The sequence below is a fragment of the Neobacillus massiliamazoniensis genome (assembly GCF_001048695.1).
In the GTDB taxonomy this organism is placed as follows: domain Bacteria; phylum Bacillota; class Bacilli; order Bacillales; family Cytobacillaceae; genus Neobacillus; species Neobacillus massiliamazoniensis.
This window is the reverse complement of the sequence record NZ_CVRB01000002.1, coordinates 603,178-626,381: the sequence shown is the minus strand read 5'-3', so window position 1 is coordinate 626,381 and position 23,204 is coordinate 603,178. Positions and strand designations below refer to the sequence as shown.

Annotated in this window: 22 protein-coding genes; all 22 read left to right on the top strand. The window is 39.6% G+C overall.

All coding sequences use genetic code 11. The features are described 5' to 3' along the window. Positions 1 to 367 precede the first annotated feature (367 nt). The 22 genes from BN1082_RS10890 (at position 368) to BN1082_RS10790 (ending at position 23,200) form a co-directional block, all read left to right on the top strand. Positions 368 to 1,147, top strand: coding sequence for an SDR family NAD(P)-dependent oxidoreductase (locus tag BN1082_RS10890; RefSeq protein WP_090634160.1), 780 nt, complete (start codon positions 368 to 370; stop codon positions 1,145 to 1,147). A 24-nt stretch (positions 1,148 to 1,171) separates the two neighbouring features. Further along, on the top strand, positions 1,172 to 2,602 hold the full coding sequence (gcvPA, locus tag BN1082_RS10885) for an aminomethyl-transferring glycine dehydrogenase subunit GcvPA (RefSeq protein ID WP_425412143.1): 1,431 nt from the start codon (positions 1,172 to 1,174) through the stop codon (positions 2,600 to 2,602). Continuing rightward, positions 2,589 to 4,163 carry an aminomethyl-transferring glycine dehydrogenase subunit GcvPB gene (gcvPB, locus tag BN1082_RS10880; RefSeq protein WP_425412142.1) on the top strand — a complete coding sequence of 525 codons (1,575 nt, stop codon included), beginning with the start codon at positions 2,589 to 2,591 and terminating at the stop codon, positions 4,161 to 4,163. The genes gcvPA and gcvPB overlap by 14 nt, the downstream gene beginning before the upstream one ends. A gap of 55 nt (positions 4,164 to 4,218) precedes the next feature. Continuing rightward, a complete protein-coding gene (locus BN1082_RS10875; RefSeq protein ID WP_090634157.1) occupies positions 4,219 to 5,505 on the top strand; it encodes an ABC transporter substrate-binding protein in 1,287 nt (428 codons plus the stop codon). Positions 5,506 to 5,578: 73 nt separating this feature from the next. Further along, positions 5,579 to 6,502 carry a carbohydrate ABC transporter permease gene (locus BN1082_RS10870; RefSeq protein WP_342666642.1) on the top strand — a complete coding sequence of 308 codons (924 nt, stop codon included), beginning with the start codon at positions 5,579 to 5,581 and terminating at the stop codon, positions 6,500 to 6,502. Then, complete coding sequence (locus tag BN1082_RS10865) at positions 6,499 to 7,329, top strand: carbohydrate ABC transporter permease (protein WP_090634155.1); 831 nt, start codon at positions 6,499 to 6,501, stop codon at positions 7,327 to 7,329. The genes BN1082_RS10870 and BN1082_RS10865 overlap by 4 nt, the downstream gene beginning before the upstream one ends. Positions 7,330 to 7,505: 176 nt before the next feature. Further along, positions 7,506 to 8,507 (top strand): sugar-binding protein, encoded by a 1,002-nt coding sequence (locus BN1082_RS10860; protein WP_090634154.1) that lies wholly within the window; start codon positions 7,506 to 7,508, stop codon positions 8,505 to 8,507. Beyond that, positions 8,507 to 9,985, top strand: a complete 1,479-nt coding sequence (locus BN1082_RS10855) for a sensor histidine kinase (protein ID WP_090634152.1) — start codon at positions 8,507 to 8,509, stop codon at positions 9,983 to 9,985. Before BN1082_RS10860 ends, BN1082_RS10855 begins: the two co-directional genes overlap by 1 nt. Further along, positions 9,963 to 11,552 (top strand): response regulator, encoded by a 1,590-nt coding sequence (locus tag BN1082_RS10850; protein WP_090634150.1) that lies wholly within the window; start codon positions 9,963 to 9,965, stop codon positions 11,550 to 11,552. Before BN1082_RS10855 ends, BN1082_RS10850 begins: the two co-directional genes overlap by 23 nt. Positions 11,553 to 11,773: 221 nt before the next feature. Beyond that, on the top strand, positions 11,774 to 12,838 hold the full coding sequence (gene mglB, locus BN1082_RS10845; protein WP_176699742.1) for a galactose/glucose ABC transporter substrate-binding protein MglB: 1,065 nt from the start codon (positions 11,774 to 11,776) through the stop codon (positions 12,836 to 12,838). Positions 12,839 to 13,218: 380 nt separating this feature from the next. Continuing rightward, positions 13,219 to 14,715 carry a galactose/methyl galactoside ABC transporter ATP-binding protein MglA gene (gene mglA, locus BN1082_RS10840; RefSeq protein ID WP_090634148.1) on the top strand — a complete coding sequence of 499 codons (1,497 nt, stop codon included), beginning with the start codon at positions 13,219 to 13,221 and terminating at the stop codon, positions 14,713 to 14,715. Between the two features lie 12 nt (positions 14,716 to 14,727). After that, positions 14,728 to 15,750 carry a galactose/methyl galactoside ABC transporter permease MglC gene (gene mglC / locus BN1082_RS10835; protein ID WP_090634146.1) on the top strand — a complete coding sequence of 341 codons (1,023 nt, stop codon included), beginning with the start codon at positions 14,728 to 14,730 and terminating at the stop codon, positions 15,748 to 15,750. 316 nt (positions 15,751 to 16,066) lie between these two features. Then, the gene (locus tag BN1082_RS10830) at positions 16,067 to 16,612 is read left to right on the top strand and encodes a CcdC protein domain-containing protein (protein WP_176699741.1); all 546 of its coding nucleotides are present in this window, start codon (positions 16,067 to 16,069) and stop codon (positions 16,610 to 16,612) included. A 22-nt stretch (positions 16,613 to 16,634) separates the two neighbouring features. Next, entirely contained in the window at positions 16,635 to 16,928 is a 294-nt protein-coding gene (locus BN1082_RS26985; protein WP_141650851.1) for a hypothetical protein, read from the top strand. Continuing rightward, positions 16,912 to 17,139, top strand: coding sequence for a hypothetical protein (locus BN1082_RS27435; RefSeq protein ID WP_176699740.1), 228 nt, complete (start codon positions 16,912 to 16,914; stop codon positions 17,137 to 17,139). Before BN1082_RS26985 ends, BN1082_RS27435 begins: the two co-directional genes overlap by 17 nt. Continuing rightward, a complete protein-coding gene (locus tag BN1082_RS10820) occupies positions 17,102 to 18,250 on the top strand; it encodes a glycerate kinase (RefSeq protein WP_090634140.1) in 1,149 nt (382 codons plus the stop codon). The genes BN1082_RS27435 and BN1082_RS10820 overlap by 38 nt, the downstream gene beginning before the upstream one ends. 231 nt (positions 18,251 to 18,481) lie before the next feature. Next, positions 18,482 to 19,864, top strand: coding sequence for an L-cystine transporter (locus tag BN1082_RS10815; RefSeq protein WP_090634138.1), 1,383 nt, complete (start codon positions 18,482 to 18,484; stop codon positions 19,862 to 19,864). A gap of 69 nt (positions 19,865 to 19,933) precedes the next feature. After that, a complete protein-coding gene (locus BN1082_RS10810) occupies positions 19,934 to 20,305 on the top strand; it encodes a DUF488 domain-containing protein (protein WP_090634137.1) in 372 nt (123 codons plus the stop codon). 148 nt (positions 20,306 to 20,453) lie between these two features. Beyond that, positions 20,454 to 20,834 carry a GntR family transcriptional regulator gene (locus tag BN1082_RS10805; protein ID WP_090634135.1) on the top strand — a complete coding sequence of 127 codons (381 nt, stop codon included), beginning with the start codon at positions 20,454 to 20,456 and terminating at the stop codon, positions 20,832 to 20,834. Continuing rightward, positions 20,831 to 21,733, top strand: a complete 903-nt coding sequence (locus tag BN1082_RS10800) for an ATP-binding cassette domain-containing protein (RefSeq protein WP_090634133.1) — start codon at positions 20,831 to 20,833, stop codon at positions 21,731 to 21,733. The genes BN1082_RS10805 and BN1082_RS10800 overlap by 4 nt, the downstream gene beginning before the upstream one ends. Further along, complete coding sequence (locus tag BN1082_RS10795; protein WP_090634131.1) at positions 21,714 to 22,466, top strand: hypothetical protein; 753 nt, start codon at positions 21,714 to 21,716, stop codon at positions 22,464 to 22,466. The genes BN1082_RS10800 and BN1082_RS10795 overlap by 20 nt, the downstream gene beginning before the upstream one ends. After that, the gene (locus tag BN1082_RS10790; protein WP_090634129.1) at positions 22,463 to 23,200 is read left to right on the top strand and encodes a hypothetical protein; all 738 of its coding nucleotides are present in this window, start codon (positions 22,463 to 22,465) and stop codon (positions 23,198 to 23,200) included. The genes BN1082_RS10795 and BN1082_RS10790 overlap by 4 nt, the downstream gene beginning before the upstream one ends. Positions 23,201 to 23,204 lie beyond the last annotated feature (4 nt).

Here is a 23,204-nt window from a genome sequence, read left to right as displayed (position 1 = left end):
GTCAATTTTGACAACGTTTGTCACTATTGACACATAACCAATTAGAGTGATTGGCGCAATTCTATATATATTTGCTTTATTTTTCCTGTTTTCAGATAAGTTAAAATGTTGGCATTATAATTGCAAAGATAATAGATAAAAGAATAAAGGAGGAAAAAAGTTATTTTTTAAAGATAAGAAAGTACAAAAATTGACTTCGAGAATTGTCCAGCTCCAGGCGCCATCGGCTCGAGGTCACAATCCAATCCGTCCAAAAGGTTAAAAAGCAACCTTTCGGCCAGCTCGTCTTGTGCTTGTCGCCGATAGGCGGGCGCCTTGCGCTTTTCTTGTATACCAGAATAATAATTTCGAAAGGTCGGTGCGTGAAATGAATGTTGAAGAACTATTAGGAATAAAAAATAAGGTTGTTGTGATTACCGGTGCTGCTTCCGGTATTGGGCTGGCAACGGCTAAATTGTTTGCCGCGGCAGGTGCAAAAGTTGCGATGTTAGATATTAATGAAGATCGTGGCATTAACCTTGCAAAAGAGATGTGTGATATAGGATGGAAAGTAGCATTTTTTAAATGTGATGTTACTTCATCAGCTGCTTGTGAAACAGCAGTAAATCAGATTGAACGTGCATTTGGCAGAATTGATGTTTTATTTAATAACGCTGGTGTGATTAGAAGAAAAACCGTGGTTGAACATACGGAGGAAGAATGGGATTTAGTTCTTAATGTTTCCTTAAAAGGAGCCTTTTTAATATCAAAATATGCAATTCCGATTATGGCGAAAAACGGTGGGGGAAGTATTGTCAACACTGGGTCAGGCTGGGGTCTAAAAGGTGGCGATCAAGCAGCATCATACTGTGCTGCCAAAGCCGGAGTAGTGAATTTAACAAAAGCGATGGCGATCGACCATGGAAAACAGAATATCCGTGTTAATTGCATATGTCCTGGTGACACAGATACACCGCTATTGCGAGATGAAGCAAAGCAATTGCAATGTGAAGAAGAATCGTTCCTTGCTTCATCAGCTGTAGGGCGCCCGCTTGAAAGGATTGGAACGCCGGAGGATATTGCCAAAGGTGTGTTATTTTTAGCAAGCGATATGGCATCGTGGGTAACAGGGATCGTGTTAACAGTTGATGGCGGCGGTTTAGCGTAAATCTATGTCAAAGGGGAGAAAATGATGAAAAAACAAAATACAGCCCATCCGTATATACCGAATACCGTTCCGGAAGTACAAAAGGAAATGCTGAGAGAAATTGGTGTAGAAACGATTGATGAGCTTTTTGAGGGGATACCCGAAGAATTACGTTTTAATAAAGAATTGAACATTCCAAAAGCGCTTTCAGAATATGAGCTTAGAAGATATATAGATGGGATTTTAGCTAAAAATAAAGATACAAAAGAGTATTTAAACTTTTTAGGTGCTGGATGCTGGAACCACTTCATCCCAGCAATTTGTGATGAAGTGAATTCTCGTGCTGAATTTTTAACAGGTTATGCAGGTGATCCTTATGAAGATCATGGTAGATTTCAAGCGTTGTTTGAGTATCAAAGCTTAATGGCTGAATTGGTCGATATGGATGTTGTGAACGTACCAACATTTGATTGGGCACAGGCAGCAGCCACTTCGATTCGGATGGCAAGCCGCATTACAAAGCGAAAAGAGATGCTTTTGCCAAAAACAATTTCTCCAGATCGTTTGAAAATCATCAAAAATTATTGCTCGCCACATATTGAATGCATACTCGTAGATTATGAAGAAGATTCCGGACAAATAAATTTGCGTGATCTGAAAGAGAAATTATCTACGAATACCGCTGCAGTATACTTTGAAAATCCATCCTATTTGGGCTTTATTGAAACACAAGGTCAAAAGATTAGTAAACTAGCAAAAAGCTATGAAGCGATTACGATCGTCGGAGTTGATCCGAGTTCGCTGGGGGTATTATCTCCCCCAAGTCATTACGGGGCCGATATCGTTTGTGGGGACCTGCAGCCACTCGGGATGCATATGAATTATGGTGGAGGACAATCGGGGTTTATCGCAACACATGATGATTTAACTTTTATTCAAGAATTTCCTTCCCGATTATTTGGTATTGCTCCTACAGTAGTCGAGGGGGAATATGGTTTTGGTGATGTATTCTACGATCGAACATCCTTTGCATTAAGAGAGAAAGGGAAAGAATCGGTAGGAACACAAACTGCTTTATGGGGTATTACGGCTGGAGTTTACTTATCTCTTCTCGGGCCAAATGGAATGTATGAGCTTGGTAAATCGATCATGCAAAAATCGCAATATGCAATGGGGCAGCTGGGGAACATTCCTAATATTGTGGCATCCCGATTTGAATCAACGAATTTTAAAGAATTTGTCGTCGATTTTACCCATACCAGGAAATCGGTTAAAGAAATAAATCAATATTTATTAGACAATGGAATTTTTGGCGGTAAAGACTTATCTGAAGAATTCCCTGAACTAGGTCAGTGTGCGCTACTTTGTATAACGGAAATTCATTCTAAAGCGGATATCGATCGTCTCGTGAGTACAATACAAGAAGCTTTAATTGGAAGTCGTAAAGAAAGGGATGGTGTATGTGCAAAAGATTAATAGGGGGCAAGTAAGAAATTTTCATCAGGCGAAGTGGGATGAGCCTGTTATTTTTGAACTCCATAAAAGTGGTGAACTTGGAGTTACGCTTCCATCTGTTGAGGAGGAAATTGTAAATGATGTTGGAGATGGAGTTTCTGCCATTCCTAGTGAAATGGTTAGAAAAAGAAAACCGAATTTACCTGAGATTGCCCAAAATAGAGTATTGCGCCATTACTTACGACTATCGCAGGAAACGTTAGGGGCTGCCTTTAATGTTGAAATCGGCCAAGGAACATGTACGATGAAGTACTCTCCTAAAATTAACGAAGCATTTGCTTCTTCACCTAAAATGATGGAGCTCCACCCATTGCAGGATGATCGTACAGTCCAAGGAATGCTTGAAATCATGTACAAATTAGATTTGTGCATGAGGGAAATTTCGGGTATGGACTATTTTACATTTCAACCAGGGAGCGGGACCCAATCATTATTTACGATGGCATCAATCGTTCGCGCTTATCATGAAGCAAATGGTGAAGGCGAGCAGCGTGATGAGATTATTACGACGATTTTTTCCCATCCATCCCAAGCTGCGACTGCAGCTGTCAAAGGATATAAAATTATAACGCTATACCCGGATCAAGATGGCTTTCCGGATATAGAGAAGTTAAAAGCGGCAGTCTCTGATAGAACAGCAGGATTTGTCGTAGCAAATCCAGAAGATACCGGAATCTATAATCCACGGATTAAAGAATTTACAAAAATTGTCCATGACGCGGGCGGGATTTGCTATTACGATCAGGCTAATGCAAACGGGCTGCTTGGGATCACAAGGGCAAAAGAAGCGGGCTTTGATATGTGCTTCTTCAACCTTCATAAGACCTTTTCAACACCTCATGCATGCGGTGGACCCGCTACTGGGGCACTTGGTGTCGTTGACAAGCTAAAGGAATTTTTACCAGGTCCTTTAGTTGAAAAACAAGGTGAGAACTATAATTTAAATCACAATTTGAAATATAGCATTGGAAAAGTGCGTTCATTTCAAGGTGTCCCGCAAACAGTGTTACGTGCTTATGCCTGGATTAGAGCCCTTGGTCCAGAAGGCCTGAAAGATGTCGCGAAAGTTGCAGTATTAAATAATAATTATTTGTACCATAAAATTTTAAATATCCAAGGTGCCGGTGCCCCTTATATTAAGGGGAAAAGATTGGAGCAGGTGCGTTATAGCTGGGAGCAATTAACGAAAGATACAGGTGTAACGACGGATGATATTTCCCACCGTATGGCTGATTTTGCCCACCATTATTGGACCAGTCACCATCCTTATGTTGTACCGGAGCCTTTTACACTTGAACCGACTGAATCTACATCAAAAGCAGATTTAGATGAGTATATTGCTTCCTTAACCCATATTGCGAACGAAGCGTATACCAATCCGGAAGTGGTGAAAACTTCCCCGCATAATAGTTCAACCCATCGTGTTGATGACCACGATTATTTTGATAATCCGGACAAATGGGCGATCACATGGCGTTCCTATTTAAAAAAAATGAAGAAAACCGAAGAAATAAATTTATAACACCGTTGCGTCATTGCTTGGGAGAATAAATTAAATCAAAAATGGGGAATGAAACATGAAAAAGTACATGTCCATTATACTCGTCATGCTTCTTTTATTACTGGCTGCCTGTTCAAATAAAACAAATGGGAGCACTGGAGATACAAAGCATCCGTCAGGAACGATAACGGTATGGGGCTGGGATGTCGCTGCAGCAACGATGAAAGCATCGATAGCTGAATTTCAAAAAAAGTATCCGGATGTAAAAGTAAAAGTGGAAGATTTTAATAGTGGTGACGTATATTCCAAGCTGACAGTAGGCTTAGCCGCAAGAGGTTCTGGCCTACCGGATGTCGTGTTAATGGAGGATGAACGCATTCCAGGGTATGTCCACCAGTTTCCGCAGGGATTTTTAAATTTAACCAAGCTTGGATACGGGAAATACAAGGATTCGTTCAACCAGGCTAAGGTGGCAGCTGTCCAAGATAAGGATGGAAATTTCATTGCCGCTCCTTGGGATATTGGTCCTGCCGGCGTATTCTACCGGGTTGACTACTTTAAAAAAGCAAACGTTGATCCAAATTCCATTAAGACATGGGATGACTATATCGCAGCAGGGAAAAAGATTAAAGAAGCCACTGGAGCGATGCTGCTGCCAATCGATATCCCAAATTATGACGGGGTATTCGAAATGATGATGCAACAGCAAGGCCTTTCTTATTTTGATAAAGACAATAAAATTACTCTTCAATCTGCTGAAGCCAAACGTGCAATGAATGTGATTAAAAAACTTCATGATGAGGACTTAGTTTTACAGAATAAAGGATGGGATGGCATTGTTACCGCAACGGTAAATGGAAGTGTTGCAACGGTTCCATACGGGGTTTGGTATGCAGGCACTATTATGGACCAAGCACCAAAATCGAAAGGACAATGGGATGTTTTCTATCTCCCAAGCTTTGAGGACGGAGGTTCAAGGTATGCAAATGTTGGCGGCTCATCTTTGTTAATTCCATCAACAAGTAAGAATCAAACAGCTGCCTATGCATTTGTTGATTTCTTTACAACAAATAAAGATTCACAGCTTTTAGGTTTTGAGAAATATGGACTTTTCCCATCATTAAAGGAAACATACAGCGCTCCACAATTTACAGCTAATAGTGAGTACTTCAATAATAGTCCGATTTTTAAAAAGTTTGCTGATATTGTCGACAAAGTCCCTAAAATTTATTTAAACGAAAACTATGCAAAAGCTAGTAAACTGACGAGCGATGCCCAAGCAGCTATTTTACTCGAAAATAAACCGGTTGAATCTGGATTAAAGGATGCGCAAAAACAATTAGAAAATGAAATTAAAAAATAGCATTTTGAGAAATGAGAGAGTGCATGGTGCGCTTCTCTCATTTCTATCATTTTTTGTGAGGGAGGGTATTTAGGTGGGTCAAACAGAAAAGGTAGTTAAGATGACAACAAACTTACAAGTCAAACAAAGAAAACTTTTTATAACTCCTAAAAATGCCCCATACATTTTTATCGGTCCAGCATTTCTCTTACTCCTAATTTTTACAGTTTATCCCGTGATCTCTTCGTTTATTTTAAGTTTTCAAGAGGTGCGCGGGGTGGATAAAACATTTGTCGGATTCGCAAATTATACTCGCCTTTTTCATGATCCTATTTTCTATAAATCATTGTTAAATACAGCTGAAATTTTGATTGTTCAGGTCCCAATTATGCTCTTTCTGTCATTACTTATTGCAGTTGGGCTTCATTCAACAATGGTAAAAGGTAAGGCGTTTTTTCGAATCTCTTATTTTATGCCAGCCATTACTGCACTTGTTGCTTCCTCCATTGTGTTTATGATTCTATTAGATGAACATTTTGGGCTAGTCAATTATGTCCTATCCTTTTTGGGAGTTAAATCAATTCCTTGGTTAACCTCTCCATTATGGGCAAAATTGTCTGTCATTCTAGTTATGACATGGAGATGGACTGGTTATAATATGGTAGTTTTTTTAGCGGGGTTACAAAACATCCCAGCGGAATTATATGAAGCGGCAAGTATTGATGGAGCTGGGAAGGTAAAACAATTCTTTATGATTACCATTCCACAATTAAAGCCAGTTTTTATTTTTACAGTCGTCATGTCAACAATTGGCACATTACAGCTTTTTGATGAACCGTTCATTTTAACACATGGGGGCCCCAATAGTGCGACGATGACGATTACTCTCTATTTATATGAAACCGGCTTTAAATTCTTTGACTTTGGTTACGCCTCAGCTATTGCTTATGTTCTAGTGCTGATAACGGCTATTGTTTCCTGGATTCAAATGAAACTGGTAGGTGACCTTGAAGAATGATAACGTCAAAGAAGCTTTCGAAAAAATTAGTCATTTATATTCTATTATTGATCGGCGTGGTCTTATCCATTGCGCCATTTTATTGGATGGTTATTGGTTCAACCCAGCAATCGGGAGAGATTTTTCATGTTCCACCGAGGCTGCTTCCAGGTAGTTATTTAGCAAAGAACTTTCAATCACTTAATAATGCATTAGGAATCACAAGGATATTTTGGAATTCATTATTTATTGCCCTTGTTTATACATTTGTTAGCACACTGATTAGTGCCATGGCCGGATATGCTTTTGCCAAATTTCGCTTTAAGGGAAAGAACCTGCTCTTTTTCATTATTCTATGTTCATTAATGATTCCTTCTCAGGTAACCTTGATTCCGATGTTCGAAATGATGGTGTCACTTGATTGGCTAAACACGTATCAAGCGATTATTTTACCAGGTCTAGCCTCTCCTTTTGCGATTTACTTAATGCGGCAAAATATGAAAGCGGTTCCGGATTCTATTATTGAGGCTTCCCGGGTGGACGGGGCAGGAGAAATAAGAATATTCTTTTCAGTTATTTTGCCAGTAACGAGGCCGGCTTTTGCTGCCGTTGCCATCTTTCAATTTATGTCTCAATGGAACAGCTTACTCTGGCCGCTAATAACGTTAAATTCAAAGGAAATGTTTACACTGCCTGTCGCCTTATCAAGCTTAATAGGGATGGCTCGAATTGACTATGGCCAACTGATGTTAGGAACTACTTTATCGACAATTCCCATTATGATTTTCTTCCTGCTTCTGCAAAAACAATTCATTTCCGGAATTCTAGGTGGGTCTGTTAAAGAATAGCGAGCAAGTGCTAAAATGCTGAATAGCGGAAAAAACACACAAAGAACTCACCAAAAACTGGTGAGTTTTCTTGTATGTTTTTGTGGTGCCAGACACCAATAGTGACACCGATAGGATTGTTGGTTTTAGGTTTGGTCAGTATAATATTGTTAGATTAGGGATAGGTTGGGATGTCTATGGGCAGGTTGTCGAGGGTTGCGTATGTTTGTGGTGCTTTGTGTTTTGTGGTGAGCTGCTCGTTGGCGATTTTTTGGGGGTATAAGGTTTTTGTGCATAAGCCATCGATGGAGAAGATGGATCAGGCAAAGTATAAATATCATTTTGTTCTTGTTCCGGAAGAGATGGATAATGAGTATTGGAGACTTGTTGGAAAAGGGGCACAGGCAGCTGCTAAGCAAAATGGTGTCCTGCTGGAATATGTCGGACCGAAGCAGGCAAATTTTGATGTTCATTTAAAAACGATTGAAATGTCAGCAGCTTCAAAAGTAGATGGAATTATGACACAGGGATTAAGCGATGAGCAATTTACTCCGCTTATAAATCGCGTCGTCGAAAAAGGAATCCCGGTCATTACAGTTGATACGGATACGGTAAATAGCAAGCGACTAGCCTATATCGGAACAGACAATTATTATTCGGGTGTTTTAGCTGGTAAAGCATTGATAGCGGATACAAAAGGGCATGCCAATGTTGCCATTATTACGGGAAGCTTTTACAAGAATCATCAACAACAGCGGGTAAAGGGGTTTGAGGATGCGGTAAAATCGGAAAATGGGATTCATATTATCGATGTGGAAGAATCAGAGATTAGTAGAGTTCGGGCCTCTGAAAAAGCGTTTCAGATCTTGCAGAACCATCCCGAGGTTAACGCATTTTTTGGAACGAGTGCCTTAGATGGAGTTGGCATCGCTCAAGTGGTTGAACAATATAAAAAAACAGGACAGGTTTATATTATCGGATTTGATACCCTACCAGATACTGTTAACTACATACGCAATGGGACCATCCAAGCCACTGTCGTTCAGGAACCGTACCAAATGGGGTATGAAGCCGTAAAATTGATGATTGATTTAGTCGAGGGCAGGAAAGTGCCTTCCATTGTCCACACGGACACTCGGATTATGAGAGCAAAAGATTTACCCTTAACCCGGAAGAACATAGGGGAGGGGAGCAAGTAATGATATTTCGAATAAGAACGAAATTGCTGCTTTATTTTATTGTTCTTGTTATTTTGTTGACCTCAGTCGGGATCTTGTTTTATAAAAGCAGTGAAAAAGTTCTGGGGGAGTATAATGATAGCTTTGAAAAATTTCTATTGCTTAATGATATTTCACAGCGGACCAATTCAATTTCAGAAAAGCTGCATGCATATATTTTAGATAAGGAAGAACGGTACCATCAAGACTATAAGACAGAAAAGCTGTACCTGGTCAAGGATCAAAAAAGGCTTTATCAAGTAATGAATTCCAATGATATCAATCTTGTTAATTATAAAAATATGATCGACAGCTATTTGGATGAATGTGATGCAACTGTAGGTGCTTTTCAAAGAGAGGATATTAACGGCTACTCAGAGCATTTTAATGAAGTACTGAAGATTGCTTCCTTCCTCCATGAAAGTACATTGGCTATTTTAAATAATAAATTGACGGATTATCAAAAGTTTTACGATCAAATGGACAAGCAAAATTATTATTATCGAATGATGGCCCTTTCGCTCTTTGCAGCAGCTTTTTTTCTTAGTACATTGCTGGCGTTATGGATTTCAGGGGGAATTACAAGACCTATTAGTTTATTATCAAAGGCAGCAAAGGAAATTTCTAAAGGTAATTTAGAAGGTGAAGAAATAAAAATATTGACGAAGGATGAATTAAAGCCTTTAACTGAAACGTTTAACCATATGCGCACAAACCTCCGGCAATTGGTGCTGGAAATTAAGCAAAAGTCGGAGTTGGATAAACTTTTAAAGGAAATGGAATTAAAGAGGCTACAGCATCAGATTAATCCTCATTTTCTTTTTAATACCTTAAATACAGTTTCCAAAATGGCTTATTTAGAAGAAGCCGAACAGACATCAAGACTAATCGAAGCCGTTGCGGCTTTGCTCCGTTACAACCTTGGCGATCTTAATAAAGCATCAACCTTAAGAGAAGAGGTTAGGATTGTCAAAGAGTATTTTTTTATCCAGCGAACAAGGTTCGGAGATCGGATTCAATTTATTATCGATATAGAGGATGATTGTTTAGACATTGAAGTACCGCGCTTAATTTTGCAGCCAATTATTGAAAACGCTTTCGTACACGGCGTTGAGTCATATGAAGAAAATGCGGAAATCCTTCTCGATATTTATCATGATCAAGATAAGGTTTATGTTGAGGTCATTGATAACGGAAAAGGAATGGATGAGACTACTAAAAAAAGAATCCTCCAATACATGGAAGGAACTGAAACAGATAATATGGTTAATCAGGAAAAAACAAACGGGCACTCTACAGGCATAGGAGTAAAAAATGTGATTCGCAGGCTTCAGCTTTTTTATCAGAGAAAAGACATAGTGGAAATTGAATCAGAAATAGGGAAAGGGGCTAATTTTCGGCTGATTATACCTGTTGTGACAAAGGGGGGAAAGGACCTTGTTAAAAATTCTCATTGTTGATGATGAAGTCCTGGAACGGAAAGCGTTAACAAAAATGATCAATAATTCTTCTGAGGATGTTGAAGTTATAGGTGAGGCCCCAAATGGCAGAAAAGCGATTGAAATGGCGAAGGAGCATAAGCCTGATATTATTTTTATGGATATAAAAATGCCGGGAATTGATGGTGTTCAAGCGGTTAAAGAAATCAAAAAGTTTGATCCCACAATTCGATTTATTATGGTTTCCGCCTTTAATACCTTTGAATATGCCAAGGAAGTGATGCAGCAAGGTGTCAAGGAGTATATTTTAAAGCCGAGCAGAAAACTTGATATTCTTCAAAGCCTACAGCGTGTCTCAGTTGAGATTATAGAGGAGCGTAAAAAACGAGTTGAGCAGTTAAGTTTAAGAGAGAATCTCGACCGTGCTGTTTCCATTGCACATAAGGGATGGGTATCATCTCTTATCATGAACCAAGATCAAGATTTTACGTTTGATGAATGGGGCCAGTTGTTAGGGGTAGAGATTACTTCAGGCTTTATTATGATGGTTTTCCTTCAAGAGAGGAACGGTTCAGAAATTGCTCCAAATGAAAAACAAAAATGGTACAAATGGCTGAAGGATACGATTAAATTAGCGGTAAAAAAGCATGAAGTCATGATTGGACCCTTGACAGAGACCCAGGTTCCTGTGTTATTCCTTTGTAAAAAAACAGAGGAAAAAGCCCATTTTAAGACAGATGCTTTGAACATTATTGAAAGTTTGAACAGCCTATTTCAAAAGGAATCCTTTAAAGGGGAACTAAGAATAGGGATAGGTCTTCCTTATCAACATGCCTTTGAGCTGAATCAATCTTATTATGATGCCATCTTAGCATTGAAGCAGCTGCTAAAAACACCAAATCGAAGGTATTTAATTTGTGATAAACAAGCTTCAGCGGAAATGCCTTCATTCTCAGGGGTTCTAGACGTGGAAAAACAGTTGTTAGATGCCATCCGTCAAGGCGATGTTAATCATGTTCTCTATATGTTTGATTCGCTGATCATTAAGCTTGGTGCAAACGAAAAGGTATCAGCCTCATTCGTAAAAAAGTCCTTTGATGAATTATTTATTCTTATTTCCCGAATACTCCATGAACATGGCATTGAAGATAGAGAACCTCCTGTAATTCCTGAGTCTGGAGAGATTTCAAGGGTGCTTGAAAAAGGGAAGGCCTATTTATTGGAGGTTGTCGGCCGTGTACAAGTTTGGCGCACCCATCATGCAAAGGGCTTGCTACAGAAGGCAAAGGAGTATATTGAATTTCATTATTCCAAGTTACTTACCTTGGAGCAGGTAGCCGAATATGTGGACATAAGTCCATTTTATTTTAGTAAATTATTTAAAGATCGATTTGGGATGACCTTTATTGATTATGTAACGGAAGTAAGGATTAACAAGGCAAAAGCTGAAATGATGGACCAAGGAAAAAGTTTAAAAGAAATTTGCTTTTCAGTCGGCTACAAGGACCCGAACTATTTTAGCAGGGTGTTTAAAAAGCATACTGGATTATCGCCAAAGGAATATCGCAAAGCCGTAGTAAATGAATAATATAGGCAAGTCCATTCGCAAAAGCGTTTGGCTTTTTACTATAGAGACGTGATATTCAATTGCAAAATAATCTAGGAATTCACAAATTTATGCTATTCTTTTGTACTATTGAAAAAATAGGTCCCATGCTACTATTTTTGTAAGGGCTTACATTAGTTAAACAAAGATTTGGAACGGTTAACAGAAGTCTTTACGAAATTCAAAAAAAGGAGAATGGAAGCATGGCGATTAAGAAAAAAGGTTTATTTCTTTCATTAACAGTTGCTACTAGTATTTTATTAGCTGCGGGCTGCAGCAGCTCTACGGGCGGTTCAGGAAGTACTTCAAAAGGAAATGATTCAAGCCTTCTTTCCGTAGGGGCGACAATCTATAAGTTTGATGATAACTTCATGTCTTATGTACGACGTTCCATGCAGGATGAAGCAAAAGGTAAAATCAACCTGATGCTGAATGACTCACAGAACGATCAAGCAAAACAAATGGAACAAGTGGATACCCTTATTGCTAAAGGTGCCAAATCTCTGGCGATTAACCTTGTTGATCCAAAATCTGCACCAACCATCATTGATAAGGCTAAGGCAAAGAATCTTCCTGTTATCTTTTTCAATAAAGAGCCAGATGCAAGTGTTCTGAAGAGCTATGATAAAGCTTATTATGTTGGAACTACTTCATCTGAATCAGGTATCCTTCAAGGGGATATGATTGCAAAAGCATGGGAAGCCAACAAAGATAAATGGGACAAAAATCATGATGGTGTCCTTCAATATGTTTTACTAAAAGGGGAACCAGGACATCCAGATGCAGAAGCACGTACAAAATATGTAATTGATGAATTGCACAAAAAAGGAATCAAAACACAAGAATTAGCATTGGATACCGCAATGTGGGATGCAACAAAAGCAACAGAAAAAATGGATGCCTGGATTTCTAAATACGGCGACAAAATCGAATTTGTCATTTGTAACAATGACGGTATGGCTTTGGGAGCAATTTCTGCTCTTGAAAAAGCTGGGTACTTCTCAGGCGATAAATATATGCCGGTTGTCGGTGTAGACGCGATTCCTGAAGCACTTGATATGATTGCAAATGGAAAAATGGTTGGTTCCGTCTTAAACGATGCGAAAAACCAAGGTAAGGCAACGATCGATCTTGCTGCAAATGCAGCCAATGGCAAAGATGTATTATCTGGTACTAGCTGGAAGCTTGATGATACAAAAGCGGTTCGTGTACCTTATGTAATCGTAACAAAAGATAATATTCAAGTTGGTAGGGACGCATACAAATAAGAAAAGCGGAAGCGCCTTCGGAACAAGCACAACTTGTTCCTGCGAAGGTTATTCAAGGAAGATTTCCTTTATGCTCAGGGGCGACAGGCATAAGACGAGCCGCCATGAAGGTTGTTTTTCACCTTCATGACGGATTGGCTTATGACCCCGAGCCCCTAGGCGCTGGAGCCAGACAATAAGAAAAGCGGAAGCGCCTGTCCAGGGCTTTTGATTTAAACCCGAAGGCGCTTCTCGAACGAAGGGAAAGCGGGTTCTTTTCCTTCGTTCGGGGTTGCTTCATGGAATTATTCTGTGGAGCTGGACACCTTATATTTTTTCAATAATATGAGACGATTTTATAAGTCTCATATTTTTTAAATGGTAAGCGAGGAGGTTCGCTCATGTCAGAAGCTAGTTTACTAGAAATGAGAAATATAACCAAACGATTTCCAGGTGTTATTGCCCTTGATAATGTTTCCCTTAAGGTGAAAGCGGGAACCGTTCATGCGCTTATGGGGGAAAATGGTGCAGGAAAGTCGACGTTAATGAAATGCTTGTTTGGCATTTATTCACTAGATAAAGGAAAAATTCTTCTAAATGGAAAAGAAGTAGCTTTTGATAATTCCAAACAGGCACTTGAAAGTGGTGTCTCCATGGTCCATCAGGAGCTCAACCAAGTCCGTCAACAAAGTGTGATGGACAATCTTTGGCTAGGGCGATATCCAAGAAAAGGCGTCTTCATTGACCATAAGAAAATGTACCAGGATACGCTGGAAATTTTTAAAAGCTTAGACATCAATATTGACCCGCGCAGTAAGGTCGGTACGTTATCTGTCTCGGAAATGCAAATGGTTGAAATTGCTAAAGCAGTCTCCTATCATTCAAAGCTGATTGTGATGGACGAACCAACTTCTTCCTTAACGGAGAATGAAGTCAATCATCTATTTAAGATTATCAGAAAGCTGCAAAGCGAAAATGTGGCGATTATCTACATTTCTCACAAAATGGAAGAAATTTTGAAAATATCTGATGAAGTAACGATAATGCGTGACGGCCAGTATATTGCTACAAAAAGCGCCAAGGAATTAACGACAGATGAAATCATCAAGCTGATGGTGGGCCGAGATCTGTCACAGCGTTTCCCACAGAAAATCAATGAACCAGGTGATGTCATTTTAAAAGTTTCTAATTTTACAGCGGAGACACAGCCATCTTTTATTGATGTGAATTTTGAACTAAAGAAAGGCGAAATTTTAGGAATTGCCGGATTGGTCGGCTCAAAGCGGACTGAAGTGGTAGAAGCCATATTTGGTATTCGCGCATTACAATCAGGAACGATCGAGCTTAACGGCAAGTCAGTAAAAAATCAATCTCCACAGCATTCAATCAAAAATGGTTTTGCGCTTGTGACGGAGGAACGAAGATCAACAGGTATTTTTCCGGGCTTAAGTATTAGTTTTAACTCCATCATCTCGAATTTAAAACAATATAAAACAAATGCTGTGTTTCTGTCTGACCGCAAAGTAGCTGAGGATACCAAATGGGTGATTGATTCGATGAAAGTCAAAACACCTTCGCAAAAAACTCCGATTGGAAGTCTTTCAGGGGGTAATCAACAAAAGGTAATTATCGGTCGATGGCTCTTGACCAAGCCGGAAGTTTTGCTGCTCGATGAGCCTACAAGGGGGATTGACGTTGGGGCGAAATTTGAAATCTACCAATTAATTAATCAATTAGCGTCTGAAGGCAAAGGAATTATTATGATTTCATCAGAAATGCCAGAGCTGCTTGGTGTTACCGATCGAATTTTAGTAATGAGTAATGGGAGAGTAGCTGGAATCGTTGACACGAAAACGACATCGCAGGAAGAAATTATGCGATTAGCAGCTATGTATTAGGAGGAGTGTACAGTGAATAGTAAGGCTACGAAAATATCAAATGTATCAAAATGGCTTTTTGATAATGTAATTTATGTGTTTTTAGTACTACTCGTTATTGGGATCATCGTTGCTTCTCCAGATTTTCTATCTGTTACGAACTTACTCAATATTTTAAGTCAGTCCTCATCACGGATTATTATTGCACTAGGGATGGCAGGAATCCTGATCACAGCAGGAACAGACCTTTCTGCGGGGCGGATGGTCGGTCTTGCAGCGGTTGTTTCGGCATCACTATTACAAGCATCTGATTATGCCTATAAAATGTACCCGCATTTACCGCATTTACCTTTGTTTGTTCCCATCTTAGTGGCGATGGTCATTACAGGGATTATCGGTGCCCTTAACGGTATCATTGTTTCCAAGCTTAACGTACCGCCATTTATTGCAACCTTAGGGATGATGATTACGGTCTATGGCTTGAATTCCATGTATTTTGACCGCCCACCATATGGGGCACAGCCAATCGGCGGGTTAAATCAATCATTTACAACCTTCGCTCAGCGAGGAATTCCAATCGGAAATTATGAAATTCCATATCTTATTTTTTATGCTATTATTTTTTCAATCTTTATTTGGATTCTATGGAATAAAACACAATTTGGTAAAAATATGTATGCTATCGGAGGCAATCCTGAAGCAGCTAAGGTATCCGGCGTTAATGTTACAAAATATTTGATTTTAATCTACATGCTAGCAGGTGTTTTATACGGCTTCTCCGGTACGCTTGAAGCAGGCCGAGTCGGTAGCGCCACCAACAACACGGGTAACATGTACGAACTAGATGCCATCTCAGCCTGCGTAGTCGGCGGTGTATCATTATCTGGCGGGATTGGAAAAGTATCTGGCGTAATCACCGGGGTACTCATCTTCCAAATTATCAACTACGGACTTGCCTTCCTAGGCGTCAGCCCTTACATCCAATACATCGTCAAGGGAGCCATCATCGTTGTCGCAGTAGCCTTTGACATGCGCAAACACGCAAAGAAAAAATAATAAGAATTGCCTATGAGACTGACTCAAAAGTTCGTTGAATGACGACTCTTTTGGGGCAGTTTTTTATTTTTAATCTACATTTGGTCCCCCTGTGTACGTTTATGTTTTTGTGGTGCCTGGCACCATATTTATTAAAGGGTTCCAACTATATGTGTAGAATTTTATTTAGTTGTGAATATTTTTTTGTTAACGAGGGGGAATCTGGAATCGGGTTTTCAAATATTTTATTTAAGGGGTCAATGTAAGTGGGAGGTTCGCAAATGGCTCAGGGCCAGGTGAATGGTTTCATCATTATATTTGAATGGGAGGGGAATTAATGAACCAACATCTTGACACGGTTATAATTATTGGGGTTCTTATTGTGTTTATGATCTATAGGCGGATTCGTAGAAATATTGGTTGGCAGCCATTAAAATCAAGAAAAATGATGACCAGGATTACTATTTTCCTTATCATTGGGCTGCTATTTTTCGTTACAGGGGCCATGCACCCTATAAGTCTCATCTCTGATGTTGTTGGAATTCTTATTGGAATTATTCTTGCATATTACAGTGGAACGATGACGCAATTCGAACAGCGCGAAGGCCATTGGTATTATCGCCCGAGTACCATGATTGGCAGCTTTGTTACCTTTCTATTTATAGGTAGGATCATCTATCGTATCTACCAAATGTACTTATTGGGACAATCAGGAGGTTTTCAAGCAGGGCAATCAGGTGATGTTCAAAATATGAACTATGCCATTGGAAACTCCTGGGGATCAGGACTGATACTCATTATGTTCGCCTATTATGTTCTCTACTACATTATTATATTACGAAAAAATTACCATAAGTCGGGGAAAAAAGATATTGGTTTATAGATAGTGAAGGCTAGATGCCCTGTTGATCAGTTCGTGCCCGACTTTGGGGGAAATAAATGAAATTGGTCACGTAAATCGTTTTACGTGTCCGTTCTCGGGAAAAATGAATGAAGTTGGTCACGTAAATCGTTTTACGTGCCCGTTCTCGGGAAAAATGAATGAAATTTGTCACGTAAATCGTTTTACGTGCCCGTCCTTAGGGAAAATGAATGATTTGGGTCACGTAAATCGTTTTACGTGCCCGTTCTCGGGAAAAATGAATGAAGTTGGTCACGTAAATCGTTTTTACGTGCCCGGTTATGGGGAAAATGAATGATTTCGGTCAGGTAAATTACTTTACGTTCCTGGCTTCAGGAAAAATGAATGATATCGGTTACGTAAACTTAACAACAAATAAAAATAGGGATATCATCCAGTTAAGGGAAGTATCCCTTTTCTTTTCCGAAGAAATCAGCAGGATAGTCGATAAAATGACCTGGACTTGGAGGTATGAAATTGAAGATCGTGATAGCACCAGATTCCTTTAAAGGGTCGTTAACTAGTGTCCAAGCCGCAAACGCGATATGTTCCGGCATTAAAAAGGTCTTTCCGCAAGCAGATTGTACGAGTATACCGCTAGCAGATGGTGGTGAAGGAACAATAGATGCTGTTTTAGCCGTGTTTGACGGAGAGAAAATTTATAAAAGGGTACATGATCCATTAGGAAGACTAATTGACGCATCATTTGGCTGGATTGAGGACCGAAAAATGGCGATAGTAGAGACGGCTGCTGCTTCTGGTCTTCCTTTATTATCGAGAGAGGAATTAAATCCTTTAGTAGCCACTACATATGGAACAGGAGAGTTAGTAAAATATGCTTTAGACTATGAACCGGAGCATTTAATAATTGGAATAGGCGGCAGCGCGACGGTTGATGCGGGAATTGGTTTTTTCCAAGCACTTGGGATTCAGTTTTATGATGGAAACAGAAATACTGTCGAAGGAAACGGCAGAGCAACTAAATTTATAAAAGAGATCGACATAAGCGGACTTGATCCAAGGTTAAATTCCACTAAAATCACCGTGATGTCAGATGTTACTAACCCGTTGTTAGGGGAAACAGGGGCGATTGCGGTTTTCGGTAAACAAAAAGGGGTAAAAGAAGAGGAATTTCCGCAATACGAACGCTGGATGGCTAATTTTGCGGATGTTGTTGAGAGGAGTATTGGCAGAGACGAAAAGGAGCGAAGTGGCAGCGGTGCTGCGGGGGGATTAGGATTTGCTCTAAGGTCGTTTCTTCAAGTCGAGATGAAGGGCGGCTTTTCTCTCATCGCAGAATTGAGTAATTTGGAAGAAAAAATTAAAGAAGCTTCGATTGTCATAACGGGAGAAGGTAGAATTGACGCTTCATCGTTATTTGGGAAGGTTCCTATTGGGATTGGAAATATGGCAAGGAAATATGGAATCCCATGCGCTGCCTTTGCTGGAGCGATTGAAGGTGATTTAGAAAAATTAGAAGCAGAAGGAATTTCCCTAACAGCACCGATCGTTGATGCACCGATGCTGCTAGAAGAGGCCATAACCAATGCCGAAAGCCTGCTTGAAAAATCAGCATTCCGTTTCATGCAGGCGCTTAAGGTAGGAAAAGAAATCCGGTAGACCCCTAATAAATTTAAAAAGTCAAAAGGCTAGTGCGTTAGGCACCAGCCTTTTTCGTATTAAAAACTTCAAATGTGGTGTCAGGCACCGCCCGTGGACATTTGTCCTTGTAGGGTGGACAGTGAACTGGTTTGGTGCCTGACACCATTTGAAAATTTTTAAAAAATCCGACTTGACTGATTGGAATTAATGTATTAGAATTTTCTCAATAATATGAATAGGGGGAATACGATGGAAAGTGTCCTAATTATCGTGAATATTGCTGTTTTTCTTTTGCTTATTGTAGGTTTGTTCTTCATGCAAAGAAAGCATTTGTCCTTTTCAAAACGTGTTTTTATAGCATTGGGCATTGGTATTGTCTATGGCTTTATTATTCATCAAATCTACGGAACTACTTCAAAAGTAACCGTAACTTCAATCGATTGGTTTAACGTTGTTGGGACTGGGTATGTTAAACTATTACAAATGGTAGTTATGCCACTCGTTTTCATTTCGATCGTTGGAGCTTTTACAAAATTAAAGTTGACTAAAAACATCGGAAAAATCAGTTTCTTAGTCATCGGTATACTCCTTGGAACAACTGCTGTATCTGCGGCAATTGGAATTGGCTCGGCCTTAGGATTTGGTCTTGATGGGATTCATTTAACTTCAGGTGTTGCCGAAACAGCGCGTAATGCACAGTTAAAAGATACAATAGTAACTGTTAAAGGTATGACGATTCCACAGCAAATCATCCAGCTTATCCCGAGCAATCCATTTCAGGATTTAACAGGTGCCCGCCCAACATCCACGATTGCAGTGGTCATTTTTGCAGCCTTTATCGGGATTGCCTACCTGGGTGTTAAACGTAAGGACCCTGAAAGTGGGGAGTTTTTTGCAAAAATAATTGATACATTTTACTCGATCATCATGCGGGTTGTCACGTTGATTCTACGCCTTACCCCTTATGGCATTCTTGCCATTATTACAAAGGTGATGGCGACAAGTGATTATACCGCGATTGCAAAATTAGGTAAGTTTGTCGTTGCGTCCTATGTAGCACTTATTATCATGTTTATTGTTCACTTGCTATTATTGACGCTTGCAAAATTGAGCCCTGTTAATTATGTGAAAAAAGCCTTGCCAACTTTAACATTTGCTTTTACTTCACGGACAAGTGCAGGAACGCTGCCGTTGAATATTAAAACGCAAACAAAGGACTTTGGAGTATCTGAAGGGATTGCGAACTTTGCAGCCTCCTTTGGACTTTCCATCGGTCAAAATGGATGTGCCGGTATCTATCCGGCAATGCTGGCCATCATGGTTGCTCCATCTGCGGGGATAAATCCGGCAAGTCCATCGTTCATCATCTCCCTTATTCTTGTCGTGACAATTAGTTCATTTGGTGTCGCAGGTGTGGGTGGAGGAGCAACATTTGCAGCCTTAATCGTCTTATCCATTCTAAACCTGCCAATTGCCATTGTCGGACTATTAATCTCTGTTGAGCCTTTAATTGACATGGGCCGTACAGCCCTCAACGTAAGTGGAAGCATGACTGCGGGCATACTAACAAGCAAAATAACCGGTGAATTCGAAAAAGAAGTTTACCAACAGCCAAACGTAATAGAAGCATAAAAAGCTTTTGATGCATTCCCCATGGTGCCTGACATCTTGGTGTCAGGCACCACTTCATGGAGGTATAACATGAATAGGATTTTTCTTAAGAGAGTATATGAACCATATGATGAGGCGGATGGGTACCGGATTTTGATTGACCGTTTGTGGCCTCGGGGGATTTCCAAAGAGGGCGCTAGGTTGTCGCTCTGGTTAAAAGATGCTACCCCTAGCAATGAGCTTCGTAAATGGTTTTGTCATAAGCCGGAATTGTTTGAGGAGTTTCGTGCCAGATACCTTGATGAACTTCAAACAAATGAGAAGCAATCACTCGCTGTCGAGCAAATTATTGAAATTGCTTCAAGGGAGAATGTAACTCTCTTATATGGAGCAAAGGATCCCGTACATAATCATGCACGAGTTTTAGAAGAAGAAATCAAACGAAGAATGAACCCATATTGAATCGGCCAAGAAATCCTTCTGGCCGATTTTTTTGTTTATATATAAAAATACAACAATGGAAAAATATCCAAATATATTGAAAATAATTACCAATTATAGTATACTACATTACAACAGTAATGCACTATTCATGAAAGGAGGAGAAAGCTTGACTCTTAATCTGGACGGAACAAAGCCGATTTATGTGCAAATATCGGAATGGCTAGAGAATGAGATTCTAAATGGAAATTTTGAAAGTGAGCAAAAAATCTACTCCCAGTATCAACTGGCAGAAATTTTTAATATTAATCCAGCTACGGCAGCTAAGGGCCTCAATATTTTGGCAGATGAAGAAATTCTCTATAAGAAGCGAGGTCTTGGAATGTTTGTAGTAGGGAATGCAAAAGAAAGAATCCTGAATAGACGGAAAAATCAAACATTAGCTCGATTAGTAACGGAAATAGTTTTAGAAGCTGAGCGGCTGTGTGTAAGTCGGGATGAGCTAATTGAAATGATTAATACAGTAAACATAGGGGAGGCGGAGGAATGAGTGTGATTGAATGCAAGGGGTTGACCAAAGCATTTGGAAGTACACGAGCGCTAAATAATCTATCTATAACTATAGAAGAAAATAGAATTACCGGTTTGATTGGCCGAAATGGTGCAGGGAAAACAACGCTGCTAAAAATCATTGCCGGTTATATGAAGGAAACCTCGGGTCAAATGAAGGTTTTTTCCGAACATCCATTTAATAATCTGGCTGTTTCCGCAAATCTTACCTTTATTCATAATCAAATGAATTTCCCTATAGCCTTAAACCTTCGGGAGATTTTAGAGGCAGGAGAGAGCTTTTATGAGAATTGGGATTCCGGGTTAGCTAGTCGTCTCTTGGATTATTTTTCCTTAAATCCCCACCAGTATTATGACGGTTTATCGATGGGAATGAAAAGTACGTTTAGTGCGATTTTTGGATTAGCTGCTCGCTGTCCATTAACGATGTTTGACGAACCAACCACTGGAATGGATGCTGCTGTAAGAAAGGATTTTTATCGTGCCTTGCTCAAGGATTACCTTGGCCATCCGCGTACGATTATTCTATCAAGCCATCATTTGAATGAGATTGAGGATTTACTCGAGGATATAATGGTCCTAAAGGATGGGCGAGAATTGCTTCATATGTCTATTGCTGATTTAAAGGAATGGGCAATCGGACTTCAAGGAAAAAGCGACATTATTGAGGATTTGGTCAAGAACATGGAAGTTACTTTTTCAAAAAGTATTGGGCAGGGCACTTCCTATGTGGTTGTAAGGAATCAACTTTCTGAATCTGAACGGCAAGCTGCTCTTATTAGTGGGGTAAATCTTTCACCGGTAAACGCCAGTGATCTCTGTGTCTATCTAACTGGCAAAACGAAAGGGGGTATTGATGATGTCTTTAAAGAAGATTAGGATGATCGATATTGTAAAAAAACAGTATGTTTATAAGCTAAGGGCGTATACTCAAGTTTTTATCTCATTGATTTTCATTCAATTACTCGCCATTTTATTTTCGCTTAATGGTGTGGGAATGATGGGGAGCAGCAGTACTAATTTAAAAATAGAGGTCCATTATTATTCAGCTGATTTAGTGGTTGGATTTACGATGCTTTGGGGGTTTATAACGGCCATTCTCATTACCACAAAGGCACATCGAAATATCGATTTCCCGTTTGTGACCAATCGGTTAAGCAGCAATCTTTCCAATTTGCTATTTTTACTAACGGTAAGTTTTGCGGGTGGAATGACGGCCGTGATGTCGATCTTCCCGATAAAGCTCATCATGTATTATTTGATGGATAGTGTTTTAGTAAAAAGCGTGAGTATAGTGGGCTCCCCGTTTGAGTTTCTATTGGGCATTTTTACGACTACCTTTTATGTCTTCTTATTTTGTGCAATTGGGTATTTTGTCGGAACACTTGTCCAAATAAATAAAGTGTTTGCTGGTTTGCTTCCGGGATTGTTTCTTGGTTCGCTTTACTTTGATGGGGTAGTAAGAGGGAAGGATGGAGTTGTTGCGTATTTCTTTCAATTAATCTTCAGTGAACCATCTCTACCTTTATTTATGATCAAAGTCATCATCATTGCTGGTCTTTTTCTAATTGGTTCGTTCACATTGTCGAATAGAATGGAGGTCAGACAATGATCGGTATCTATTCAGTTCTTTTTTTAGCCATCCTAATCGGAATCGTCTATTTAGTCTCGACTTTGATCAACAAGGTAGTAAATAAAAAAGGGAAGTATTCATACAGCAAACGAGTTATCAAAATTTTCTGTGTCTATTTAGCCATCATGTTAATATGTTTGGCGCTAGATTTGATTAATCCTGGTAAAGGTTTATCGGACTGGAAAACGGTAAGCACCAAGAATCTAGATAAGGAAAATAGTGTTGTATATAATGCAGCTAGTAAGGGGGAAATTGACAAAATTGATCCTGCGTTTTTGGTGGAGAAATGGAAGTTTACGTACCATGAGCGACAGCTTCCTATTAGCAGCGAAGATGAAGCGTTAAGCAATTCCAATATTTTCGTTGAACGGAAAAATACGAACGATGGTGAGATTGATGCTTTGTATTATCACACAAGGTTAAGCATGAATCAATTGGATCTAACAAAATATTTCAAACCGCTTCAACTGGAATTGACCGATGGACAGTTAAGAATAATGAAACCACAACAAAGAGAATTAAAATTCTCAGAGCTAGCCAACGTCTTTTCCGTCAACCAATTTACAGGAGTCAACTCCTTCAGTCACCATTCCGAATTCCATGATGGAGTAAGCATCCTTTACTTACGAATTCCTAAAGACCTTCAACTTACCGATGAATCCGGCCAACCCGTTCAACCTAAAGTCGGCCTAAACATCGAATATGTAAATTAGGTGT

Bases quoted from the DNA above. Each gene is read 5' to 3' on its own strand.
- BN1082_RS10890 (WP_090634160.1), top strand. From the start codon at position 368: ATGAATGTTGAAGAACTATTAGGAATAAAAAATAAGGTTGTTGTGATT.
- gcvPA (WP_425412143.1), top strand. From the start codon at position 1,172: ATGAAAAAACAAAATACAGCCCATCCGTATATACCGAATACCGTTCCG.
- BN1082_RS10875 (WP_090634157.1), top strand. From the start codon at position 4,219: ATGAAAAAGTACATGTCCATTATACTCGTCATGCTTCTTTTATTACTG.
- BN1082_RS10865 (WP_090634155.1), top strand. From the start codon at position 6,499: ATGATAACGTCAAAGAAGCTTTCGAAAAAATTAGTCATTTATATTCTA.
- BN1082_RS10860 (WP_090634154.1), top strand. From the start codon at position 7,506: ATGGGCAGGTTGTCGAGGGTTGCGTATGTTTGTGGTGCTTTGTGTTTT.
- BN1082_RS10855 (WP_090634152.1), top strand. From the start codon at position 8,507: ATGATATTTCGAATAAGAACGAAATTGCTGCTTTATTTTATTGTTCTT.
- mglB (WP_176699742.1), top strand. From the start codon at position 11,774: ATGGCGATTAAGAAAAAAGGTTTATTTCTTTCATTAACAGTTGCTACT.
- mglA (WP_090634148.1), top strand. From the start codon at position 13,219: ATGTCAGAAGCTAGTTTACTAGAAATGAGAAATATAACCAAACGATTT.
- BN1082_RS10830 (WP_176699741.1), top strand. From the start codon at position 16,067: ATGAACCAACATCTTGACACGGTTATAATTATTGGGGTTCTTATTGTG.
- BN1082_RS27435 (WP_176699740.1), top strand. From the start codon at position 16,912: ATGGGGAAAATGAATGATTTCGGTCAGGTAAATTACTTTACGTTCCTG.
- BN1082_RS10820 (WP_090634140.1), top strand. From the start codon at position 17,102: ATGAAATTGAAGATCGTGATAGCACCAGATTCCTTTAAAGGGTCGTTA.
- BN1082_RS10815 (WP_090634138.1), top strand. From the start codon at position 18,482: ATGGAAAGTGTCCTAATTATCGTGAATATTGCTGTTTTTCTTTTGCTT.
- BN1082_RS10810 (WP_090634137.1), top strand. From the start codon at position 19,934: ATGAATAGGATTTTTCTTAAGAGAGTATATGAACCATATGATGAGGCG.
- BN1082_RS10800 (WP_090634133.1), top strand. From the start codon at position 20,831: ATGAGTGTGATTGAATGCAAGGGGTTGACCAAAGCATTTGGAAGTACA.
- BN1082_RS10795 (WP_090634131.1), top strand. From the start codon at position 21,714: ATGTCTTTAAAGAAGATTAGGATGATCGATATTGTAAAAAAACAGTAT.
- BN1082_RS10790 (WP_090634129.1), top strand. From the start codon at position 22,463: ATGATCGGTATCTATTCAGTTCTTTTTTTAGCCATCCTAATCGGAATC.